Annotated in this window: 15 protein-coding genes, 1 pseudogene, 1 riboswitch and 1 other annotated feature; of the genes and pseudogenes, 13 read left to right on the top strand and 3 right to left on the bottom strand. The window is 46.0% G+C overall.

Features of this window, described 5'->3' with window-relative positions; all coding sequences use genetic code 11:
• Positions 1 to 291 precede the first annotated feature (291 nt).
• On the top strand, positions 292 to 4,851 hold the full coding sequence (locus PBN151_RS14720; protein ID WP_072729574.1) for a non-ribosomal peptide synthetase: 4,560 nt from the start codon (positions 292 to 294) through the stop codon (positions 4,849 to 4,851).
• A 272-nt stretch (positions 4,852 to 5,123) separates the two neighbouring features.
• On the opposite strand, the gene PBN151_RS14715 is transcribed toward PBN151_RS14720, so the two are convergent.
• Both PBN151_RS14715 and PBN151_RS30755 read right to left on the bottom strand, forming a co-directional pair.
• Positions 5,124 to 6,389: a voltage-gated chloride channel family protein gene (locus tag PBN151_RS14715; RefSeq protein ID WP_072729640.1), complete on the bottom strand. Its 1,266-nt coding sequence runs from the start codon at positions 6,387 to 6,389 to the stop codon at positions 5,124 to 5,126.
• Between the two features lie 128 nt (positions 6,390 to 6,517).
• Positions 6,518 to 6,578, bottom strand: a riboswitch (Fluoride riboswitch).
• 63 nt (positions 6,579 to 6,641) lie between these two features.
• Positions 6,642 to 6,755, bottom strand: a pseudogene (locus PBN151_RS30755) (ABC transporter substrate-binding protein); the annotation flags it as partial.
• Positions 6,756 to 6,995: 240 nt separating this feature from the next.
• Here PBN151_RS30755 and PBN151_RS14705 point away from each other — a divergent pair.
• The 3 genes from PBN151_RS14705 to PBN151_RS14695 all read left to right on the top strand — a co-directional run bounded on the left by PBN151_RS14705 (position 6,996) and on the right by PBN151_RS14695 (position 10,482).
• Entirely contained in the window at positions 6,996 to 7,184 is a 189-nt protein-coding gene (locus PBN151_RS14705) for a hypothetical protein (RefSeq protein ID WP_227774679.1), read from the top strand.
• A 15-nt stretch (positions 7,185 to 7,199) separates the two neighbouring features.
• Positions 7,200 to 8,342 carry a GerAB/ArcD/ProY family transporter gene (locus PBN151_RS14700; protein WP_072729572.1) on the top strand — a complete coding sequence of 381 codons (1,143 nt, stop codon included), beginning with the start codon at positions 7,200 to 7,202 and terminating at the stop codon, positions 8,340 to 8,342.
• Positions 8,343 to 8,459: 117 nt separating this feature from the next.
• Positions 8,460 to 8,715, top strand: a binding site (T-box leader).
• A 93-nt stretch (positions 8,716 to 8,808) separates the two neighbouring features.
• On the top strand, positions 8,809 to 10,482 hold the full coding sequence (locus PBN151_RS14695; protein ID WP_072729571.1) for a glutamine--tRNA ligase/YqeY domain fusion protein: 1,674 nt from the start codon (positions 8,809 to 8,811) through the stop codon (positions 10,480 to 10,482).
• A 221-nt stretch (positions 10,483 to 10,703) separates the two neighbouring features.
• On the opposite strand, the gene PBN151_RS14690 is transcribed toward PBN151_RS14695, so the two are convergent.
• On the bottom strand, positions 10,704 to 11,639 hold the full coding sequence (locus PBN151_RS14690) for a DMT family transporter (protein ID WP_072729570.1): 936 nt from the start codon (positions 11,637 to 11,639) through the stop codon (positions 10,704 to 10,706).
• Between the two features lie 343 nt (positions 11,640 to 11,982).
• Here PBN151_RS14690 and PBN151_RS14685 point away from each other — a divergent pair, with 343 nt between their 5' ends.
• The 9 genes from PBN151_RS14685 to PBN151_RS14645 all read left to right on the top strand — a co-directional run bounded on the left by PBN151_RS14685 (position 11,983) and on the right by PBN151_RS14645 (position 21,989).
• A complete protein-coding gene (locus tag PBN151_RS14685; protein ID WP_072729569.1) occupies positions 11,983 to 13,062 on the top strand; it encodes an exosporium glycoprotein BclB-related protein in 1,080 nt (359 codons plus the stop codon).
• Between the two features lie 439 nt (positions 13,063 to 13,501).
• Complete coding sequence (locus PBN151_RS14680; RefSeq protein ID WP_072729568.1) at positions 13,502 to 14,698, top strand: MFS transporter; 1,197 nt, start codon at positions 13,502 to 13,504, stop codon at positions 14,696 to 14,698.
• Between the two features lie 292 nt (positions 14,699 to 14,990).
• Entirely contained in the window at positions 14,991 to 15,980 is a 990-nt protein-coding gene (locus tag PBN151_RS14675) for a helix-turn-helix transcriptional regulator (RefSeq protein WP_072729567.1), read from the top strand.
• A 212-nt stretch (positions 15,981 to 16,192) separates the two neighbouring features.
• Entirely contained in the window at positions 16,193 to 17,620 is a 1,428-nt protein-coding gene (locus PBN151_RS14670; RefSeq protein ID WP_072729566.1) for an aminotransferase-like domain-containing protein, read from the top strand.
• 27 nt (positions 17,621 to 17,647) lie between these two features.
• Entirely contained in the window at positions 17,648 to 18,367 is a 720-nt protein-coding gene (locus PBN151_RS14665) for an SDR family NAD(P)-dependent oxidoreductase (RefSeq protein WP_072729565.1), read from the top strand.
• Between the two features lie 134 nt (positions 18,368 to 18,501).
• Positions 18,502 to 19,197: a FadR/GntR family transcriptional regulator gene (locus PBN151_RS14660; RefSeq protein WP_072729564.1), complete on the top strand. Its 696-nt coding sequence runs from the start codon at positions 18,502 to 18,504 to the stop codon at positions 19,195 to 19,197.
• A 32-nt stretch (positions 19,198 to 19,229) separates the two neighbouring features.
• Complete coding sequence (locus PBN151_RS14655) at positions 19,230 to 20,030, top strand: ABC transporter ATP-binding protein (protein ID WP_072729563.1); 801 nt, start codon at positions 19,230 to 19,232, stop codon at positions 20,028 to 20,030.
• Positions 20,031 to 20,345: 315 nt separating this feature from the next.
• Positions 20,346 to 20,891: a GNAT family N-acetyltransferase gene (locus tag PBN151_RS14650; RefSeq protein ID WP_072729562.1), complete on the top strand. Its 546-nt coding sequence runs from the start codon at positions 20,346 to 20,348 to the stop codon at positions 20,889 to 20,891.
• A 123-nt stretch (positions 20,892 to 21,014) separates the two neighbouring features.
• On the top strand, positions 21,015 to 21,989 hold the full coding sequence (locus PBN151_RS14645) for a DUF5643 domain-containing protein (protein ID WP_072729561.1): 975 nt from the start codon (positions 21,015 to 21,017) through the stop codon (positions 21,987 to 21,989).
• Positions 21,990 to 22,011 lie beyond the last annotated feature (22 nt).

Raw genomic sequence — 22,011 nt, 5'->3', positions numbered from 1 at the left:
TTTGGCACGAGGGTGACCATTGCCAAAGGAATGGATATACTTAACAGCAATAGCCGAAAGAAAAGTACATTGGCATGTAAGTTCATTTATTTATGTCTCCATAAGGTTTTGCATTTCGGTGCGGATAGTTTCACCGATTTTGCGAAATTTATACAATTATAGCTGCATTCTCGGTATTTACAAGAAATTATCAAATGAACAATTCTTTTTAGAAAATATTTGATTGACCCTCTTTCCAATGGCATGTTTCAATGTGCTAGTAGATGAATTTGACAGGGAAGGGCGAGTCTGATGAATGATTGGTCACTTACACATCCTCAACTTAGAATTTGGTACATGGAGAATATGCAGCCGAATACAAGCTTAGGCATTATTTCAGTATCGTTGCGGCTGAAGTCGAAACAAGGCAATCTGGAGATTCCTTTCCTGCAGCAAGCTGTAAATGAGCTCTTAAGACGAAATGAAGTTCTGCGTCTTCGTATCGTAGAGAGGGACGGACAGGAGCCAAGACAATACATCAGCAAGTATCAAAGTTATGAGGTTCCAGTCATTGATGCTGTCGGTATTGACGTACAATCATGGGAGAAGGCGAGAGCTCAAGTGCCAATGCCGTGGAAGGATACCGATCTATTTGAGTTCATTCTGTTGCGGATTAATGCTACGGATTGTGTATTATACCAGCGTTTTCATCATTTCATTCACGATGGAATCTCCCAGCAGCTTATCATTGATGATATTCTTGCCTATTACAGTTGCCTTGTACAAGGTGCAACCTTGCCTGAGTCACATCGACCTTCCTACTTGCAGTTCATCGCTAGTGAGCTGGAGTACGAGCAATCTGAGCGCCGGGAGAAAGACCGACAATATTGGCTGCAGGAATTTGAAGCACATCCCTCTGACAGCGCACATACAATCTCGCCACTCCTACTGCATGATCCCACCTGTAAATCCGATCGTATAACTTATCCATTGTCTGCCTCCGTGCAAAAGCACGTATATCAATTCTGCGAAAAGCATCAAGTTAGTCCATTTACGTTATTCACTGCACTACTGGGCATTTATTTATACAAGTGGAATGGGAACCAAAATCAAATCATCGGCACGACATTAAGCAATCGAACGAATAGAGCAGAGAAAAACATGTTAGGTATGTTCGTCAGCACCGTGCCACTCCGCCTCCAGATAGAAGGGGAACAAGACAGGATCTCCTTCATTAAGCAAGTGAACAAAAAGCAATTCTCAGCTGCAAGGCATCAGAAATACCCATTCAATCAGCTTGTACAGGACATTCGCTCCAAAACAGGCGATAGTTCACCTCTCTTTCAAACATCCATTGAATACCGGGAGACGGATACATCGAATGAACACAGCAATGAGTACGTTCAATATGAATGGGAGCATATCCATTGTGGCTATGAGGAAAATGACTTCCTGCTTCGGGTACAGCGAGTCGCGGCGACAAACGAATTGTCCCTGCACTTTGATTATCAGATAACTAAGTTCAGTTCAGAAGAAATACAGCGACAGCTTGAACAGTATGTATATGTAATCGAGGAAGTGCTTGCACAGCCTGAACGCTCTATCGACTCAACCGAAATTTGCACGCCTGAGCAGCGTGCAGAGCTGATGACTTCCTTTCAGGCAGCTAAAACAAAAGAGTCCAATCCCACTCTCTTAGTCGTCCAAGCGTTCAATGAGCAGTGCGAACGAACTCCTGAAGCTATAGCCATTCGATGCGACCAGAAATCCATCACTTATCGAGAATTAAGTTACAGAGCCGACCGATTGAGTGCACATCTAAGGAATAAAAGTATCGGGCAGGACGATGTCGTAGGCATCCTGATGGAGCGATCTATCGATACTATTGTCAGCATGCTCGGGATATGGAGAGCTGGGGCGGCCTACATTCCGCTAGACCCTGCACTCCCTCATGAACGAATCTCATTTATGCTTACAGACAGTAGTGTCAAAGTCATCGTTACGCATCGAGGCCTAGAAAGGCGTTTCCAAATCGATAGAGCATATGAATGGTTGGATCTAGATAAATGCACCGCAGACAGCGACAAGCAAGAAAGTAGGATAGAAAGCAAGCTATTAAGTGACATTTCAAAAGATGACATTCAAGCCACTCACCCTGCTCCAAACAGCCTTGCATATATCATCTATACCTCCGGGTCGACCGGCAATCCGAAGGGGGTGATGATCGAGCATCAATCATTCGGCAGCACTCTGCATTATCGGAACCAAGAATACAAGACAAGGGTAGGAGACACCGTGCTCCCGTTGATTTCCTTCGCGTTCGATGGTTTTGTGGCGACGTGCTGGTCACCGCTTATTATGGGAGCGACAGTTGTGCTGGCAGTTGAGGAGGCGATGAAAGACTTCTATGCCCTACGTAACTTGATTATACAAGAGAAGGTCTATCATATTATTTCCACACCAAGCCTATATGGGTCTTTACTCACTGGATTATCAACAGAAGATATGTCGAGTCTTCGGATTGTTACCTTAGCAGGCGAGCGGGTCAGTGATGCGGTGATAGAGAGAAGCAAGCAGCTTCAGTCCGACACTGAAATTGTAATTGAATACGGCCCTTCCGAGAACAGCGTTGTCACGTCGATCAAGAAAGACGCGCAAGCGGGAGGAGCCTATAGCATTGGCAGACCGTTAGCGAATAGCTTCGTATATATCGTGAATGAGCATCTTCAGCTGCAGCCAATTGGGGCACAAGGACAGCTATGTATCACCGGAATAGGACTTGCTCGCGGATATCTCAATCTACCGGAGCAATCAGAGCAGCGCTTCATAGCGAACCCCTTCTTCGACTCGGATGGATGGAAGCGAATGTGCTTGACCGGTGATTATGCCAGATGGCTTCCTAACGGGGAACTCGAATTCATTGGTCGAACAGACGACCAAGTGAAAATTCGTGGTTATCGAATTGAAATTGGTGAAATTGAATCGCAGCTGCAGCGCTTGCCAGGCATTCAAGAAGCTGCCGTGCTTATGATCAAGCAAGATACTTCCGACTCGACGCTATCTGCCTATATTGTCACGGATCAAGAACTCGTGATCTCAGACATTCGCACTCAGCTTCTGAATCAGCTTCCTAGCTATATGGTTCCTGCACACTTCATGAAGATTGACAGCATGCCGCTAACACACAATGGCAAGATTGACCGCAATGCACTGCTTCACATGACCGCACTGTCTTCTGGCAATCAACCGTATATTGCGCCTGTTACCGAACGTGAGCAGCTGCTGGCGGAGCTGTGGGCAGAGACGCTAAATAGGCACTCAATCGGATTACACCACAGCTTCTGGGAGCTCGGCGGCGATTCCATCAAAGCGCTTCAACTCATGGGACGATTGCATCAATACGGATATACCTTGCCAGTAAAGGAACTTCATTTATACCCAACGTTGGGTGAGGCAGCCGCCCGCATGAGATCTACAGATAAGCGCACTCAGAACGAGATCATAACTGGAGTCGTTCCATTCACACCTATACAACAGTGGTTCTGGGAGCAGCGGTTCGCGAACCCGCATCATTGGAATCAGTCATTCGTCCTATTCAGTAAGACGAGATTTGTGCAAGAGCACATCGAACATGTATTTGACCATCTTGTTCTTCACCATGATGCATTGCGAATGACCTACCGCTCAGATGGAAAGTCGATCGTTCAGACCATCCGCCAGCCGGATGAAGGGCCCTTCTATCATTTCGTATCATACGATCTAGAAGATGCTGACCATCCTGAGCGAGAAATGGAACAGATTGCAACTCAACTGCAGCAGAGTATTAATCTCTACAAGGGCCCAATTGTCAAGCTTGGTCTATTCCGTACGAAGGGTGGGGATCACCTGTTGCTCACGATTCATCATCTGATTGTAGACGGATATGCTTGGCGTGTGCTCCTCGAAGATTTTGCTGATGGATACGATCAGCTTGTGAACGGACATCCACTGCGTGTTAGGCCAAAGTCAACTTCTCTGAAGCAGTGGGCAGAGAGACTACACACCTATGCTCAGCAGGATGAGGTTATTCAGGAACTTCCTTATTGGCTTGCGCTTGAACAATATTCTGGAGATCCATTACCGCTCGGTATACGCAGCGATGTGCAAGCTGCCGATCTTGGCGTATGGAGCGATAATGGCATGATTGCGGTTGAATTCTCTTCGGAAGCAACCGACACACTGCTTCGGAGCAATAATACGTCAGCAAGCCCGGAAGCATATGACCTCATGCTAACTGCGTTCGGAATGGCGCTTGCGGATTGGAGTGGAGGACGCACATTTCGCTTGGATGTTGAAGGCCATGGAAGAGAAGCAATCGGGGAAGAGATCGAGGTGTCGCGTACGATCGGCTGGTTCATGACGATGTATCCGATCATTCTCGATATGTCACGAGCCGATTCCCTTCCCGCAGCTGTCGAACAGACTCGGCAAATGCTGCGCAGCATTCCGAACAAGGGAATGAATTATGGGGTACTGAAGTATTTGACCAAGCATGAGTCAGCAAGCGGTACAGCAATTTTGGAGAGGAAGGCAAATATAAATTTCAATTATATGGGTCAATTCGGTAACGAGCTGAAAAATGAAAATTTTACGTTCTCAGCGATGCCGCCAGGTGATACGATAGGACTGGACAATGGACGAATGTATCAATTAGAGGCGGTTGCCATGATTGTAGCAGGGCAGCTTGTCGTTCGGTTCGTGTACAACACACGGGACTATGAGCATTCCAATATTCAGGTGCTCGTCAATCGATATAAGGCCCGTCTCGAAGCATTGCTTGAATTACACAAGCACGGATATGCATCAGGGCCGAGTTCCAGTCTAACCGTCTAAGCGTAACAGAGACCGATGCTGCTTCGACTATATCGGTATCTTCATCCGAATAAGTAGGAATGAGATAGCCTGAGTCATCACAAGTAAGATGGGAAAGTCCTCCTATTTTCCATTGAATGTGACGCAATCCACAATTAAATCGGATAGTCATGAAAAAAAGGTCGAGAGCAGGGCGCCATATTACCCTGAACTCGACCTTTGTCTTATTAGATAGGATCCCGCAGAAGGTAAGCTAACGAATTGGACAGCCTCATTCCGTGGTTATCGTCATATTACTCAGTACGATCCTGTTGCCGCTGCTCCGTTTTGACTGCGCCAATCGTACTTCCTGCTGCAATCCGTATCAATTTCGCCTTAGATACTCCAATTTGTTGTGAAGTATAGATACCGGTATGACCTGAAAATAAATAGCTGATTAAGCAGGCGATAAACATATAAATGGCGCCCTCAGAACCGAACAATTCAATTCCCATCAGGAAGCAGGCGATCGGTGTGTTCGTTGCTCCACAAAATACGGCAATAAATCCGAGTGCAGCCAAGAAGGGGGCATACAACTGCAAGATGCCCGACAATGCATTGCCTAATGTAGCTCCGATGGCAAATAACGGCGTGACCTCACCGCCCTGAAAGCCTGCACCCAACGTAAAGGAAGTGAAAATGAGCTTCCCAAGAAAGGCAAATGGAGATACGTCCTCCGTAAATGAGTTCTGAATAAGCGGAATTCCTAAGCCAAGATAATCGCGTGATCCGACGATATACACAAATGCGATAATAACAAGTCCGCCTACTGCACTTTTGAGCATCGGATTTGCGAATAGCTTGGCGTACCCTTTTTTCAAATAGTGGGTCAGTTGACTGAACAGCCGGCTCGTAAGTCCGAACAAGATGGAGGCCAGCACAACCTTTCCCAGTACAAGCAGCGATAACTCCGGAAATTCATTGACGACGTAATGGACATGTGATACTCCCCATACTGACGAGGTGACAATATTCCCGACAAAGCTCGCTACGAATGCTGGAACCAAGGCCTCGTGACGGATGAGTCCGATGGCCAGCACCTCAAGTCCAAATACTGTACCCGCAAGCGGGGTGCCGAATATAGAACCGAACCCACCACTAATGCCGCAGATGAGAAGAATTCTACGATCAGTGTGATCGACTCGCAGCATTTTGCCAAGCCATTCGGATAAGCTGCCGCCCATCTGGACTGCCGTCCCTTCACGGCCTGCGGAGCCGCCGAACAGATGCGTAATGAGCGTACCGAACAAGACTAGGGGCGCCATACGCAGTGGAATCGCTTCTTTGCCATCATGAATCTGTTCAATAATAAGATTATTGCCTTTCGCGCTGTTCTTACCGAATTTCAAATACATGTAACTGACCACAGCACCGCCCAGCGGCAACAGGTACAACAACCAAGGATGCTCGATTCTCGTCCCCGTAACATAGTCCAAGCTGATGAGAAATATCGCAGAAGCAGAACCAGTCAATAGCCCAACGATACTCCCAAGTACAATCCACTTTAATAAAGAAGCCATAATAGCGGCGTATGTAGATTTCTGTAAGACAGGTACGAGCAACCCTCTCCATTTCTTCACAACATCTCATCATCCTTTCTGTCTTTACCATTCTGGACAAAAAAACAGACTCCTACCAGGGAAGTTATTCTCTGGTAGGAGTCATTAGCCTAGACGGCGGTTATGGCGAACTCCATCGCCTATTCAACTTAATATAGATGTATTTTATTTCATTTCATCCGCATAGTCAATTCTAATCCGAAGTAAGACGCGCTTAAAACCTAATTCTCCGTACAGCAATTGCGGTAAGCCTGTCGAAATCATAACGAACAAGCGGTTGCCGGGATACATCGTAAATACGGATGCAGTCTCATTCGGCATTGCACCGCCCGTTCCGCCTGTGAAGGACATATTAAGGAGCGATCAGCTTCGTACATTGCACAAGAGCTCCTTACAATGATGATGAGCTACTTGCATTGAAAAATTTTTCCCAATTCGTTTAAAAAAATGCTCAACGACGATAATTGAAATAGATTGATCACAAATATCCACAATATAGGAAATGGAGGATTACGACATATTTTAGCTAGTTTAGGGATCCTCATTATTGCAGCCACCATTATTATCATGGAATACCCAGCATTGTCGAAGAGCGGAAGTAAACAAGAAGCTGTCGCATTCGGTACACTGCTTACACTCGGCACAGTACTTGGCATCGCTCTGGCATTTCATGTTAAGGTACCAAGTCCGCTGGACATGGTTGCAACCATCTATAAACCAATTACACGCCTGATTTCAACATTCTTGAAGGGATGAACGAGAGGAGCAATCATGATGGGAAAAGGGGAACAGAATAATATCAGCGTTCGTCAGTTTACAATTCTCGTCTTCTTATATTCCGTTGGAACTGCGATTTTAGTTATCCCTTCAAGCTTGGCAGAAGAGGTGAAGCAGGATGCATGGATTGCTTCAATTATTAGCATTGGAATAAGCATGCTTCTTGTGAAGCTGTATAGCATCGTCGCACAGCATCATCCGAGAATGACACTCGTTGAAATGATTGAGAAGCGCTTAGGAAAATGGATTGGGACAGCTATTTCGTGGTTCTTCGTTTTCTTTGCATTAATTACTTCATCGGAGCTGCTAAACTATATGGGCTTCTTCATGACAACTCAGATATTGCCCAATACTCCTATGATCGCTACGAATATCATATTCGCATTCATCGTTGTTATGGGCGTGCGCTTAGGCTTAGAGGTGCTTGCAAGATCTGCAGAGATTGTATTTCCATACTTCATACTCTTGCTCCTCATTCTATTGTTATGCATTGCGCCACAGATCGATATACATAAGATTCAGCCTATCTTCGAGTCGAGTATGAAGCCGATGATCCGTGCGACATTATTGTTCAGCAGTATATACTTGTTTCCAGCTGTCGTCTTCTTAATGATCTATCCGTCATCCACTCCAGAAGTGAGCAAAGCAACAAAAGCGTTCTATATCGGAGTGCTTCTAGCCGGTATTGTGTTGACAATCATTATCGCCTGTACGATCCTGGTTCTCGGAGCAGAGACAACTTCACGGCAATTATATCCGAGCTATGCGCTGGCAAAAAGAATTATGGTAGGTACTTTTTTTCAGCATGTCGAAGTAGTTGTAGCTGTCATGTGGTTCATTACCATTTACTTCAAAATGTCGATGTATTTTTACGTCTCGTGTGTAGGTCTGTCACAGACATTGCGACTGCACGATTACCGCATCCTTGTGTATCCGTTAGGTCTTCTATTAGTCATCTTCTCCATAATTGTTCATCCGAGCTCGGTGCACTACAGCGATTATAACAAGACAACCTGGATTCCGTTCGTTGCTACCTTCGGAATCTTAGTCCCGCTTCTGCTGCTCGCTGTTTCTATTCGATACAAGCGGGCACAATCGAGAGAGGAATCATGTCATCAAGAGGGGAGTAAGGAGTAGGCAATACGGATACGGTCATGTTCTGTGGTGCGCCATTGCCATCATGTTCTCACACAAAGCAGTCTAACATCCGACTTTACATTGGTGGAATGATTTGTTATTATCTATCCCAATAAAAGAAACGCGATGATGAGAAGAGTAAGGAAATATGCCCATATACAGAGAGCTCCTGCAGCTGAGAAGGAGCAATGAGCCATTTCCCGAACCAAGCCTCTGAGCAGCATGCCGGATCCGTTCAACCGTGGGATGGCATGACGGGAGCTCCCGTTACAGAGCTAGAGTATAAGCATGCTTCTTATGCCGTACTTGATGAGATTAATATGGCGACATATTAATGAACCCGGGGTGGTACCACGATAACTTCGTCCCCAAGACTTAACGTCTTGGAGGTGAGGTTTTTTTATTGCGTTTTTTAGATATGTGTTAACACTCGATTCACCCCACAAGTTCATGAGGAGGCGTCACCATGAATCAAGATACTGCCTATTCAACTGACCATTATTTATACAGACTCATACATGAGGAACAGGAAGCTTCGCCGTTCAGTCGAAGCATGTGCACGCGGTTCCCCCCAGAGCCGAATGGCTATCTCCACATTGGGAGCGCCTATGCCATCCACACAAGCTATATGCTTGCGAAGCAGTATGGAGGCTCATTTCATCTGCGATTCGACGACACGAATCCTCTGAAGGAGGACATCCATTATGTTCACTCCATCATTGAGGATATGAAATGGCTTGGATATGACCCCGATTATATTTATTATGGATCGGACTATTCGGAGCAGATTTACCAAGCAGCTGTGACCTTAATTAGAAAAGGGAAGGCCTATGTCTGCGATCTTGCGCCAGACGAAGTAGCGAAATATCGGGGGACGTTGACAGAGCCTGGCCGAAATAGCCCTTATCGCAGCCGCACGATACAAGAGAACTTAGAGCTATTTACTAACATGAGACAAGGAGTCTTTCCTACCGCATCTAAAGTGCTTCGCGCCAAGATCGATATGAGCTCGCCGAACATGAATTTGCGGGATCCGGTTTTATATCGAATTATTCATGCTGCGCACTATCGAACCAAGGATAACTGGTGTATATACCCAATGTATGATTTTGCCCATCCGATTCAAGACGCCATCGAAGGCATCACGTACTCGTTATGCTCGCTTGAATTCAAAGACCATCGTCCGCTGTACGAGTGGGTTCTCCGCGAACTCGAAGTTCCAGAGCCTCCAAGGCAGCGCGAATTCGGACGATTGAATCTTACGGGTGTCGTAACAAGCAAGCGTTACTTACGTCAGTTAGTCGAGGAGAGACTCGTTGAGGGCTGGGACGATCCAAGATTGCCAACGATTCGGGGCCTTCGTAGAAGAGGGTACACGTCAGAGAGTATACGCGCATTCATCGAAGAGATCGGCAGTATTCGGACGGAGAGCACCGCGAATATCTCGCTGCTGGATCATTACGCAAGACAGGATCTTCAAGACCGAACTAGCGGCATCATGGCAGTACTGCACCCGTTAAAGGTTGTCATAACAAACTATCCTGAGGATAAGGTAGAATGGCTGCAATTGGAGAACAATCCTCATAATGAGCAGCTGGGCCAACGGGATGTTCCCTTTTCGAGAACCATTTATATCGAGCGAGATGATTTTCTGGAGCAGCCACCAAGCCAGTTCCACCGGCTACGTCCAAATGGCGAGGTTCGATTGAAGGGTGCTTATTTTATCCGGTGTGATGAAGTAATCAAAGATCCAGCAACCGACGAAATTACAGAACTTCGATGCACATATGATCCGGTCACGAAGAGCGGCACAGGCTTTACTGGACGGAAAGTGAAGGGAACCATTCACTGGGTGTCAGCTGCTCATGCGGTGGAGGCCGTCGTTCATTTGTACGAAAACCTCTTGCTAGATGAGTCTGTGCCGAAGGATAACGACATCATCTGGACTGACCGAATCTGCCCAGACTCACATACTCGTATCTCAAACGTTATGTTGGAGCCTTGGGCAGCACAAGCTCTAACAGAACAGCGATTCCAGTTTATCAGACATGGTTATTTTGCCAGGGAGCAAGGTAGGGAGGGCACACATCTCGAATTTCATCGGATCGTACCGTTGAAGGATTCCTGGGTCAAGAAATAAGCTCTGTATGGTGCGAATCATTTGGATGCCACTTATGCTGTATAATCTGCTTGTCGTTTCATTGCTGTGAAGACGTTTGTTGTTGAAGTATTGGCGAAATAACATGATAGATCTTTGCTTTTCTGCAAAATGTATCATTTTCTTTGGAGAATATGAACGAAAATGGAGAAAGAGCTCTCTCGAAGGAACACATTCGGGAGAGCTTATTTTATTGCTGTGATTCATCCAGACTGTACTGTTTGGAGATCAGTATGGCTTTTCTTTGGCCGCTGGAACAATTGCTTCAAGCTGTCGTAATTGATAAAGGCTGTGCCGACAATAATGATTACTGCACCAGCAGCCGATACCCATGTGATCCTCTCCCCATAGAACAGTACGCCAACTACGAGCGCGAGCATCGGAGATACGTACAGCCAAGTAGAAGCAAATATTGGCGTCGTCTTGGCGACAAGCCAATAGAACAGGCTATGCCCAATCATCGAACCAATCACAATTAAATAAAGCAATGAGCCAAGTGCGCGACCAGATAGCATACTCCCAAAGTCCCAATCCTCCGTAAATGCGGATAGAGTAAGCAGTAGAGCTCCTCCATATATCATCTGAACCGCATTAAGTGCAAATGGTGACGTAGTTGCAAAGCGCTTTGCAACCCGTTTGGAGTAAATTGCACCCCCTGCATAGAACAATTGACCTAAGATTATAACGATGCTGCCGACAATAACCCATACGCTTGCCGATACTGAGATCCCAGGTACTAGCATAAGAACAACTCCTAGGAATCCTATGACACAACCTAGTAAAGCGTGAATGGTGGGTTTGTGGCGCATGAAGATCATCTGCAGCACAAGTACTAGAATAGGCGCTGTAGCTGACAGAATCGCTGCGATCCCCGAAGCAACAAATTGTTCTCCCCAATATAGAGCAGCAAAAGTTCCGAACGTAAGACCTATCCCTGTAAGGAGCGAATCTTTGTGCAATAACAAGGACAGGCTTGCTTTCTTCCTCCATAGCATCCAACTGAACAATAGGATTCCAGCAATGAAAAATCGAAGCCCCCCTGACAGGAAAGGCGGGGCAGAGGCGTCCACACCAATTTTCACCGCTAGGAAGGTTGTGCTGAAGATAAGACAAACGAGCACATAATTGAAGATAACCATGGTTCCTCCTCCTTTTGGATTGATCATACACGCTGTGAGATAGGACAGATTACTACAAATAGAACAGATTACTTCGATACGTTAATCAATGGAAGGAAGATAAGATCATGTCCATACGATGAGAGCAAGTGTAATAACGATCAGTATCCACCTTACTATCGTTTCATTGGATGTAAACACGATGTTGGTTTCCAGCCTAATTATAGGAGTACACGTCTGTAATGACGCGTAGAAACGGAACATACTTTATGTCTTTACCTTGCGTTGTTTACCCAATCATTTCTTTCATATGTTCATATAATTATAGGGTAATTGAAAATACAACTTGCGGGAGGGATTTCATTTGTCACAATCTAATATCCCTAATATTACTCCTATTATTTCTGTAACTAGAGACGATGCAATCAATTTATTGTTATCTTCTATTGCTTTGGAAGAGCTCGGATTAAGCCACATTATTAATGCTGAAGGTGAAAAAATTCAGTTTGCTTTAGGTACTTTACCAGGTGTTACTTCTCCACCTGCTACAATTAGCGACATTTTACTTGTAAACCAAAGTGTAAGAGATACAATTCAAGACTTAACCAAAAAAGAATTTCTTCTGCAGAATAAACTAGATAGCATCTTGTCTACACCGATATCTGTAGGTCCAACAGGGCCGACAGGCCCTACCGGCCCTAGTACTGGCGTTACTGGTACTACAGGCGCAACAGGCGCTACGGGGGCTGCTGGTGTTACAGGCGCAACAGGCGCTACGGGGGCTGCTGGTGTTACAGGCGCAACAGGTGCTACTGGCGGTGCTGGCGCAACAGGTGCTACTGGAACTACAGGTGTAACAGGTGCTATCGGCGCTACTGGAGCTACAGGCACTACAGGTGCTACTGGCGTAACTGGAGTTCCTGGTACAGGAGCCATTATCCCATTTGCTTCCGGTGTACCTGTACTATTGACCACGCTCGCAGGCGGATTGGTAGGAACAGGCGGACTGATTGGATTTGGAAACTCTGCGCCGACCGTAAGCGCATTAGGTGCAACGATTGATCTTACAGGAGCAGCAGGTCTGCTTCTGAACATGGCATTCTCGATGCCGCGTAATGGCATAATTACGTCTATTTCTGCTTACTTCAGTACGACAATAGCCCTTAGTCTAATTGGAGCAACTGCAACGATACAGGCACAATTATGGGAATCAACTACACCGAACAACACATTCACTCCAATTCCAGGAGCTATCGTTACACTAGCACCATCACTTTCTGGAATCGTAGCAATTGGTACTATTTCTCATGGAGCAACAACGGGGTTGTCAATACCTGTAACAACAGAGACTCGTTTGTTAATGGTCTTCTCGGTTACAACAACAGGTCTGACATTGGGTACTACGGTTGCAGGGTATGCAAGCGCTGGTGTAGCAATTACGTAATCACTATCATTAGGACGAAATAATTAATATCACGCATTGAATCGGCAGTAATACACTTTTCATAGAAAGGCGTGGAAGCTGCCGATTCTTTGCTTTGTTCATATGAATAATTTCAAGTCCGATCAATGGTTCACATTTCTTCTGCTATATTCTTGCAAAGGCAATCTGCATGCTCTTCTAAGTTAGATAACATGACAGAATCTATCAGTTAATTCATAATCGAATTGTATAGAATCTTTCAGAACCTACATATGGAACAGGAGCAAGAGTTAAAATATTGTTGGCTTCCTCAACCGCAATTATTTCTCTCCCGGGATCAAGAAAAATCCGTTTACCGGCATAATCAATCCGTTTTGCGGTAGCAGGATCAATCCTTTTTCTTATACCATCTAGAGGGAATCATCCGAAGAAGATGTAGGGGAGAGGAGGGCCATTCAAGATGGCTAGAATTCGATTTAGCGTATTTTTCAGTGTATTTGTCTCGATGGTAGCGTTAATGATCATTGCGCCGGTCATGCCGCCGCTCATTCGTGAATTGGGATTAAGTGAGGTGCATTCAGGCATCATCATTTCATTAGGCTCTGTCGCCATGGCCATTATGGCTCCTGTATGGGGACGACTCAGTGATCTCAAAGGGAGAAAGCCGGTTATCTTAATGGGCTTCATCGGAATGTTCGTCAGTTATGTCATTTTCACTGCAACGATGTATGCCGGATTACATGGAGCAATAGAAGGGGGGCTGCTCCTTGGACTTCTAATCGCTGCACGAGCCATGGTTGGCATGTTCATTCCAGCTGTACCTTCATCCGCACAGGCGTATATGGCTGACGTAACCGATGAAAAGGGGCGTTCTTCAGGCATGGCCCTTATAGGGGCAGCAAACGGGCTTGGGCTTGTGCTCGGTCCTGCAATTGCCGCTGTATTCGCATTTATTGGGCTGATATGGCCTCTGTATATTGGGGCATTACTACCGATTATCGCATTCTTTGTCGTGCTCATGTTAGTTCCTACTCATAAGCAGTTGAATCACACCAAGCCGCCCAAAGTGAGTCCGTTCCAGAGAGGGATTCCCCTTAACTTACTAGCCGGGATGATTACCATGCTCAGTATCATTACGCTGCAGGTAGTTGGCGGCTTCTATTTTCAAGACCAGCTTGCACTCACTACGCAAGAAACTGCCCGCATGGTATCCATGGGATTAATGCTGACAGGATTCGCAATGATTTTGACGCAGGGCATTCAAATGAAGACATCGAAGCTGCATCCCAAGCAGCTGCTGCTCATCGGATCGCTGCTCCTTCTATGCAGTATCGCACTGTTCTTGTTTATTAATAGCTTACTCAGCTACTATATCGCGTTCTCCCTGTTCGGAGTAGGGGCAGGATTGTTGATGCCCGGCTTCATGACAGGCGCATCGCTTGCGGTATCCAGTGAACAACAGGGAGGGGTTGCAGGACTGATTGCGGCCGTACAAGGAATTTCTGCGGTAATTGCACCTATTCTAAGCACGATGCTGTATCGGCTGGATAAGCATGTTCCATTTGCAATCATGGGTGTACTCGTTCTTATATTGAGCATTACTATGGTTGCTGTACTGAATAAGACGGCCATAAGCAATTCAGCTATCGAGAAATAAAATAAGACTCTAACCGTAGACTAATAAGCATCTAAAAATAACAAGAACGGCAAGAAGACAAGTGAAATGGTAAAAAGAGATTTTTTATTTTCATTCATTGATAATGATAATCATTTGCTTTAATATGGAGATATATACATGGATTTGCTCGATTTGGACTAACATTGGGGGACGGCACATCAGGATCGTCACATCTAAGCCTGCCAGGCTTCATAGGAATATACCGACACTGGATTGCTTTGTTCATGTACCATACAGAAACTTATATAGACATGGAGTGGAGGAGAAGGTCTTGAAACTGCACATCGATTCCCGCGACTTAAACGATACATTCGGAGATTTCATAGATATCACTCCTTCACTTCGGCCAAATGACCAGAAGCGCATCTATTCCATTCTGGCACCCAGCGGAACAGGGCATCTACAGCGATTTCTCTTAAGAAAAGGGCTAGAAATCAATTTTTTCGACGCAGAATTTCATCGTCCGGTAACGATGGACGTCGATATCCATTATCCGCATCTTGAAATTTCATATACGACTTCAGGCAGCGGCAGCTGGTCAGCATCATCGCAAGAATATGCAATGACCCCGGGGATGTCCTCGCTCATCTATGTCAAGGAAGCCAACATGATTGCGCAGCTGCACCCTAATGAACGGATGCAGCATATGGAGCTCCGGATTGATCTCAGGTATTTCGACAACGATCTTCCTGAGCTTGAACGATTGACTCGCAGCTCCGTCTTCTGTAAGCAAACGGCTGGCTCAGCCCAGATCTCATTGCTTGTAGAACAGATGAAGCAGTGCCCTTACCAAGGCGCGCTCCAAAAGCTATATTTGGAAGGAAAAGCGCTTGAGCTGCTGGCGCTTCATTTAGATGGCTTGGAAGAGAAGGGGCAAGCGCAACAGACCACTTCCAAGCTGACTGCCGAAGACATTCAATGTCTGTATGAAGCGAAGGATATCTTGACAAGAACGTGGAAGCAGCCGCCCAGCCTGCTTGGGCTTGCGCGCTTAACAGGACTTAATGATTATAAGTTGAAGCTAGGTTTCAAGACATTATTCGGGACTACTGTATTTGGTTACGTACGGGAACTGCGCATGAATGAAGCAAGACGAGTGCTGGAACGAGGGGAAGCCAATGTAAGCCAGACGGCAATGATGGTTGGGTATCATAATGTCAGCCATTTTGCTTCTCTCTTCCGGAAAACCTATGGCTACAACCCAAGTGAATGCGGCCGATTGACCGCATCAACTTCACGGCATGAGCTGTACAAGATTTGAGTAGAATGCACTAGGGGTAGTGCTCGGATAATTATAGAAGGTTTTTAGGATTCATGTCTGAGATGCGTGCTTCAATACTGACTGGATCACGATTGCTGTAATTCCCTATGGTATGGTCGTACATGTGCTTAACTAGAACAGATTACTTCAAATAGAACAGATTGAAGATGAATGTAGTACAATATAAGTTCAGATAGGAAAGGGGCGTGCCGATGCGATCCAAGCAAATATATGATTACATATTGACGAATATTGAACGAGGAGAGTGGGGGGCTCATGATAAGCTCCCTTCGGTACGATCCCTTGCCGCTGAACTCGGCGTGAATCGATTGACCGTGTTCAAAGTCTACAAATTGTTGAAGCAGCACGGTGTGACCTATGTCAAGGAGAAATCCGGCTACTACGTAAGCCCATCGAAGTCAGCAGTTGAACTGGATTATTTCAATAGTAAGAACAGCTCAACAGCCATACAGTTAACAAGCAATCTGTCCGATATTCACCGAGTGGCGGCTAACTATAAATTTTCTCAAGCTATAATCGATCCGAATTTACTGCCTAATCTGTTCCTGTCGGAATACGTAAAGAAAGTATTCGATAAGTACCCCAAGCTCATGGGAAGCTATTCAACACCGCAAGGGGATGAGGAACTGCGTGATGTGCTGTGTCAATATTTCATGCGGCAATATCGAGTCGATCTGACTATTGACGAAATTCTGATCACAACGGGTGCACAGCAGGCGATTGATCTCCTAGCCAGAATCCTAATTAGACCGCTCGATGCCATTCTCGTAGAGCGGCCAACATACAGCGCTGCGATTGACATCTTCCGAGGGCATGGCGCCCGATTGATACCGGTGGAGTTCACGCCGGAGGGGTACGATTTGGAAGCGATAGAGAAGCTGATGAAGCAGCATCGTCCACGAATGTTCTATATGAACCCAACCTTCCATAATCCGACGGGTTATACGCTTCCTCCGTCCCAGCGCAAGCAACTTGTAGAATTGGCTGAGCGGTATCGTTGCATGCTTGTGGAAGATGATGCATTTCATGATATTTATTTCGATGAGGGGCCGCCGCAGCCTTTATTCATGTATGATACCTATGGATGGGTTGTCTATCTGCGAAGCTTCAGCAAGTACGTTGCTCCTGGTTTGCGCATTTGCGCGGTGTTCGCTCGCAAATCGATGATCGATCCGCTGATTACAGCCAAATCGCTTGCAGATAACGGAACACCACTCGTCACGCAAAAAATATTTCTTCATTATTATCAATCTGAACGGATGCAGCAGCACCTAGAGAAGTTGCGGATCGCGCTGCAAATTAGACGGGACGTAATGGAAGAGGAACTATCGGCAGCCCCCATTGATTGGAGATGGACAACGCCGCAAGGCGGATTGAACATATGGCTCCGTCTGCCAAGCAACATTTCCTGTGGCGCACTCCTGCACAACTGTTTCCAGCAATCTATTTCCTTTGTCCCTGGTCATATATGTGATCCGCTGAACGACATGCAATCTTGGATTCGTCTAAGCTATTCACTCATGAACGAGATCCAAATACGAGAGGGAATTCAGCAGCTAGCGCAAATCGCCCAGCGAGTAGCAATAACCGATTCACAACCGATGGTTAATCCGAAATAATCCGAATCCTGAAAGGGGAATGGAATAATGAAAAAATACATTATTTTCGGTGCAAGTAAGGGACTAGGTGATGCATTCGTAAAAGGTTTGCCCAAGCAAGGAGATCAAGTGTGGGTTGTCTCGCGTAATCGTCCGTCCAGCTTAGATCTGAAAGATGGGGTCAAGCGAATCTGGATTCAAGCTGACCTGTCGCAGCAGGAGGCTTCCTCCCGTATAGCGAATGCAGTTGCAGAAGATGTGATTGATGTAATCATATACAATGTAGGCATTTGGGAACAAGATGGTTTTGGGGACGATTACAATTTCGACAATGATGATCCTGCGGAAATTGCCAGAATCATTCAAGTCAACATTACATCAACAATAACATGTATCCAGTCGCTGCTTCCGAATATCCGCAAGTCAGAAGCAGGCAAGATCATCTTCATTGGTTCGACGGCTGGGCTAGATCATACGAACAATTCACAAGTTTCCTTCGTTGCGTCGAAGTTTGGACTGCGAGGAATAACGAATGCGCTGCGTGAGCATGTTCGCCAAGATCAGATAGCCGTTACCTGCATTAATCCAGGCGAGCTTGCTGCTGAAATTCCTTATGAAGAGGGCGCAGAAAAGGCACTCTCTGCCTATGACAGTACCCGCATCCCAGTACAAGATATCTTATCACTCGTCACATGCGTAATCGGATTATCCAAAGCAGCCTGTGTCAAAGAAATCAATATTCCTGCGATGCAGGATACGAATGCTTAATTTCGAATTTACTATCTAAAACCGTGCGATGCACGGTTTTTTGCTTTTCATACGCAGGATTCGAGTTACACCTAACTAATGGATTGACATTTGTAAAAAAAGGAATATACTCCTCTATAACAGGAGATGATCTGATGAATTTGAATACACCCAAGTTCTCTGCCGTCCCTCGCCGCAAACTGGTGGATCAAGTGCTTGAACAGCTGCACGATGCGCTTGACCACCACTATCGTCCTGGCGATCGCATGCCGACTGAGCCGGAGCTGATGGAGATGTTAGGCGTAGGACGTTCAACGATTCGTGAAGCCGTCAAGATTCTGGTGCATGCTGGAGTGCTGGAAGTGCGACAGGGGGATGGGACGTATGTTCGTTCACGCCCTTCTGATTCAGACTCGTTGGAACAGCGGCTGCTTAGAGCGGAGACTGTGCACATTACCGAAGTGAGAAGCATGATGGATGCTCAGGCAGCACGCTTGGCATCAGAGCGCCGCACGGATACGGAGCTTGAGCGAATGAAGCAGCTTCTTGAAGAACGAAAAAAGGCACTGGAGGTTGGCAATTACGCTGCCTATGTAGATTATGATGTGGAATTCCACTGTTCGATTGCAGAAGCGAGCCACAATCCTGTGCTGATTGATCTGTACCGTGCCTTCTGCAGCGCGCTTCGCGGTGAACTAAGCCACCTCATCGTCGACACGCAGCATTATGAAGACCGGTCGGAGCTGCATGATCAACTGCTGCAGGCGATTGCGAATAGAGACGCCGATACCGCCGTTCGCTTGTCGCTTGCCAATCTGGAGCCGCAAGGCAGCCGCAGAAGCAGCAAATAACTGCCGAACACATATGGGAGAGGAGGGATGTTATGGTTATTGATGTTCGCGATGTAACTTGGAGTAGGGATAACAAGATGATTCTGGAACAGGTCTCTTGGGAGGTTAAACAGGGAGAGCATTGGTGCTTGCTGGGCCTTAACGGCTCAGGGAAGACTACCTTGCTGAATATGATCAATGGCTACATCTGGCCGACCTCAGGCAGCGTATCCGTCCTCGGAAAGAAATTCGGCACATTCGATCTCCGCGAGTTGCGGAAGCAGATCGGTTGGGTAAGCACCTCGCTGCAGCAGAGACTCCATGGACACGAGACAGTTCAGAAGATCGTTCTTAGCGGAAAGTTCGCTTCAATCGGACTATACGATAACATCGAAGAGTCTGATGAGGACAAGGCATTAACCTTAATTAAGCTGCTCGGCTGCGAGCGACTGCTAGGCCGCACTTATGATACATTATCCCAGGGCGAGCGGCAGCGTGTGCTCATCGGGCGTGCGTTAATGGCTTCTCCGAAGCTTCTGATCCTCGATGAACCGTGCACGGGACTTGATATCTTCGCGCGTGATCAACTGCTCCACATGATTCAAGCGATTGCACGCGAGCCTGAAGCGCCAACACTCATCTATGTCACACATCATGTTGAAGAGATCATGCCCTGCTTCAACAAAACGCTGCTTATTAAACAGGGATCTGTATTTTCATCAGGCAATACAGCCGATCAGCTGACCTCGGCTCATCTGAGCGAATTTTTCGATTCGACTATCGAGGTGCGGCAAGAGCTGGGACAACGTTATTCCCTTCAATTGCTGTCAAATGAACCACATTATCATAAGTAATGACGGAAGCGGGCGAGAGTGCCCGCTTTAGCGAATCAACCTCCACCTCCTTAGCTATGTGCGATCCGGGAGACGACATCCTTATTTTCATACAAGCAGAGAAACTTGCTGTTCAGCATGTCTAATTAAAATGAAATTAGTAGAGCTGTCTAACGCTGCTTATTTGCAGCACAGACCATGCAATTTGCCATGAGGATACTCATATCCCCATGGTTTTTTTGTGGTGACTAGTATATTCCGGTTCAATATGGTAGAATTCGAACAATTTCTTGTTATTAAAATCATGAATCATGAAGGAAAATGGGGGACATCAGTATGCCACAACTTGAAACGAATAGATTATCATTAAGACCTCTGTACTTGAGCGATGCTGCGAGAATTGAACAATTAGCTGGAGATTATGATGTCGCCAAGACGACGTTGAATATTCCGTATCCATATCCGAGCGGAGCGGCCGAGCCATTTATCAACAGCATGCTGGAAGCTGAGGCGAAGGGTAAAGTAGTCATTTTCGCGATTTGCGAGAAATCATCTGAAGACTTAATCGGCATTATGAATATTAGCATCTCAGCAATGCATAACCGAGGAGAATTAGCATACTGGATTGGGAAGCCTTATTGGGGCAAAGGGTATGGCACCGAAGCAGCTCAAGCGCTTCTATCTTATGGGTTCGAAGAGCTAGGGCTTCATAAAATTTTCGCTGAAGCATACACCTCTAATCCTAGATCGTGGAGAATCATGGAGAAGATCGGCTTCGCTTATGAGGGAACACTGAAACAACATGTGTATCGATTCGGGCAGCATTACGATCTGGCATTCTATGGCATGTTAAGAGATGAATATAGACAAAGAACGAGCTAATTGGCTCGTTTTTTTGTTGCCAGATTTCACAGTTCTTATAAATAATCATGCCTTCTGTCACAAAAGAGCCGACTGAAATTGTTATATAGAGTAGAACAAGAGAGATTGGAATGGTGAATTCGTATGAATCATGTAGAGAGCAATCCTAATTCGAAAAACAAGTTCAGCTTGATCAAAAAAACCATCATTGTCACTTCCACTGCAGCACTGCTTGGCATTGGAGCATTCAGTTCCAGCATGCCAGCTACAGCAGCACTGAGGATAGATGGCTTCAATGAAAAGACGGCTATCAAGCAGGGGTACCTATACAAGCCTAATTTGAGTGTCAAGCATGATGTAATTACCCTAACTTTGACCGATGTTCGCTACGATGGAACGATATTATCCTTCGCATTGCGTCCGGAAGGAGCGAATCTTGATTTCCCCTTTACCATCAACCCGGAGAAAGAGAAACTCAAAGGTTACATCAAGTCAGAGTGTGAGGTGCTTGCCGATGGCAAACCCATCACCATAAGCAGCTCTGAGACCTTTGGAGCAAATAAGAGCTATCAATACTATGCAAAAGGGGTGAAGCTCCCTGACGAATTCGAGCTCTCGATTAAGGCCGGAGTGACGCATGTGAAGGAAACTTATGATTTCAAAGTGCCGGTGAAGTTGAAAAGCAAACCGCTCGTTGTGAAGCCAGATCGCGCATCCAAAACTTCCGGAAAATTCAGCTATACCGTTAAGCAGATTGTTCTGTCGCCGTTCTCTACACGGCTTATCCTGGACAGCGAAGGTTTGCCCCCTGCTTCAGCTGAGCAATCCGGGAAGTACCATGCAAGTCCAGTTTATTATGAGTTATTCGACAACAACGGCAACGAGATAGGGCCTGAAATGATTGGATTCTTCCATAAAATGCCGGAAACCAAATACCATATTGATAAATTCTACTATCCAACGGACGACAAGGCGACCTCCATCACGATTAAGCCATATACGTATACCATTAATAGCAAAAACTGGGCTATCCTCGAGGAGAAGGGGAGCAACGGGAAAATGACTCATAAGAAAACGTATTTGAAAGGCTTGGAGCTCACGATTCCAATCAAACGATAACACAAAAATGATTTCCAAATGT

The organism is Paenibacillus sp. NAIST15-1 (assembly GCF_001894745.1).
In the GTDB taxonomy this organism is placed as follows: Bacteria; Bacillota; Bacilli; order Paenibacillales; family Paenibacillaceae; genus Paenibacillus_B; species Paenibacillus_B suaedae.
Note: the sequence above shows the minus strand (reverse complement) of the source record. Positions and strands in the feature narration are given on the sequence as shown.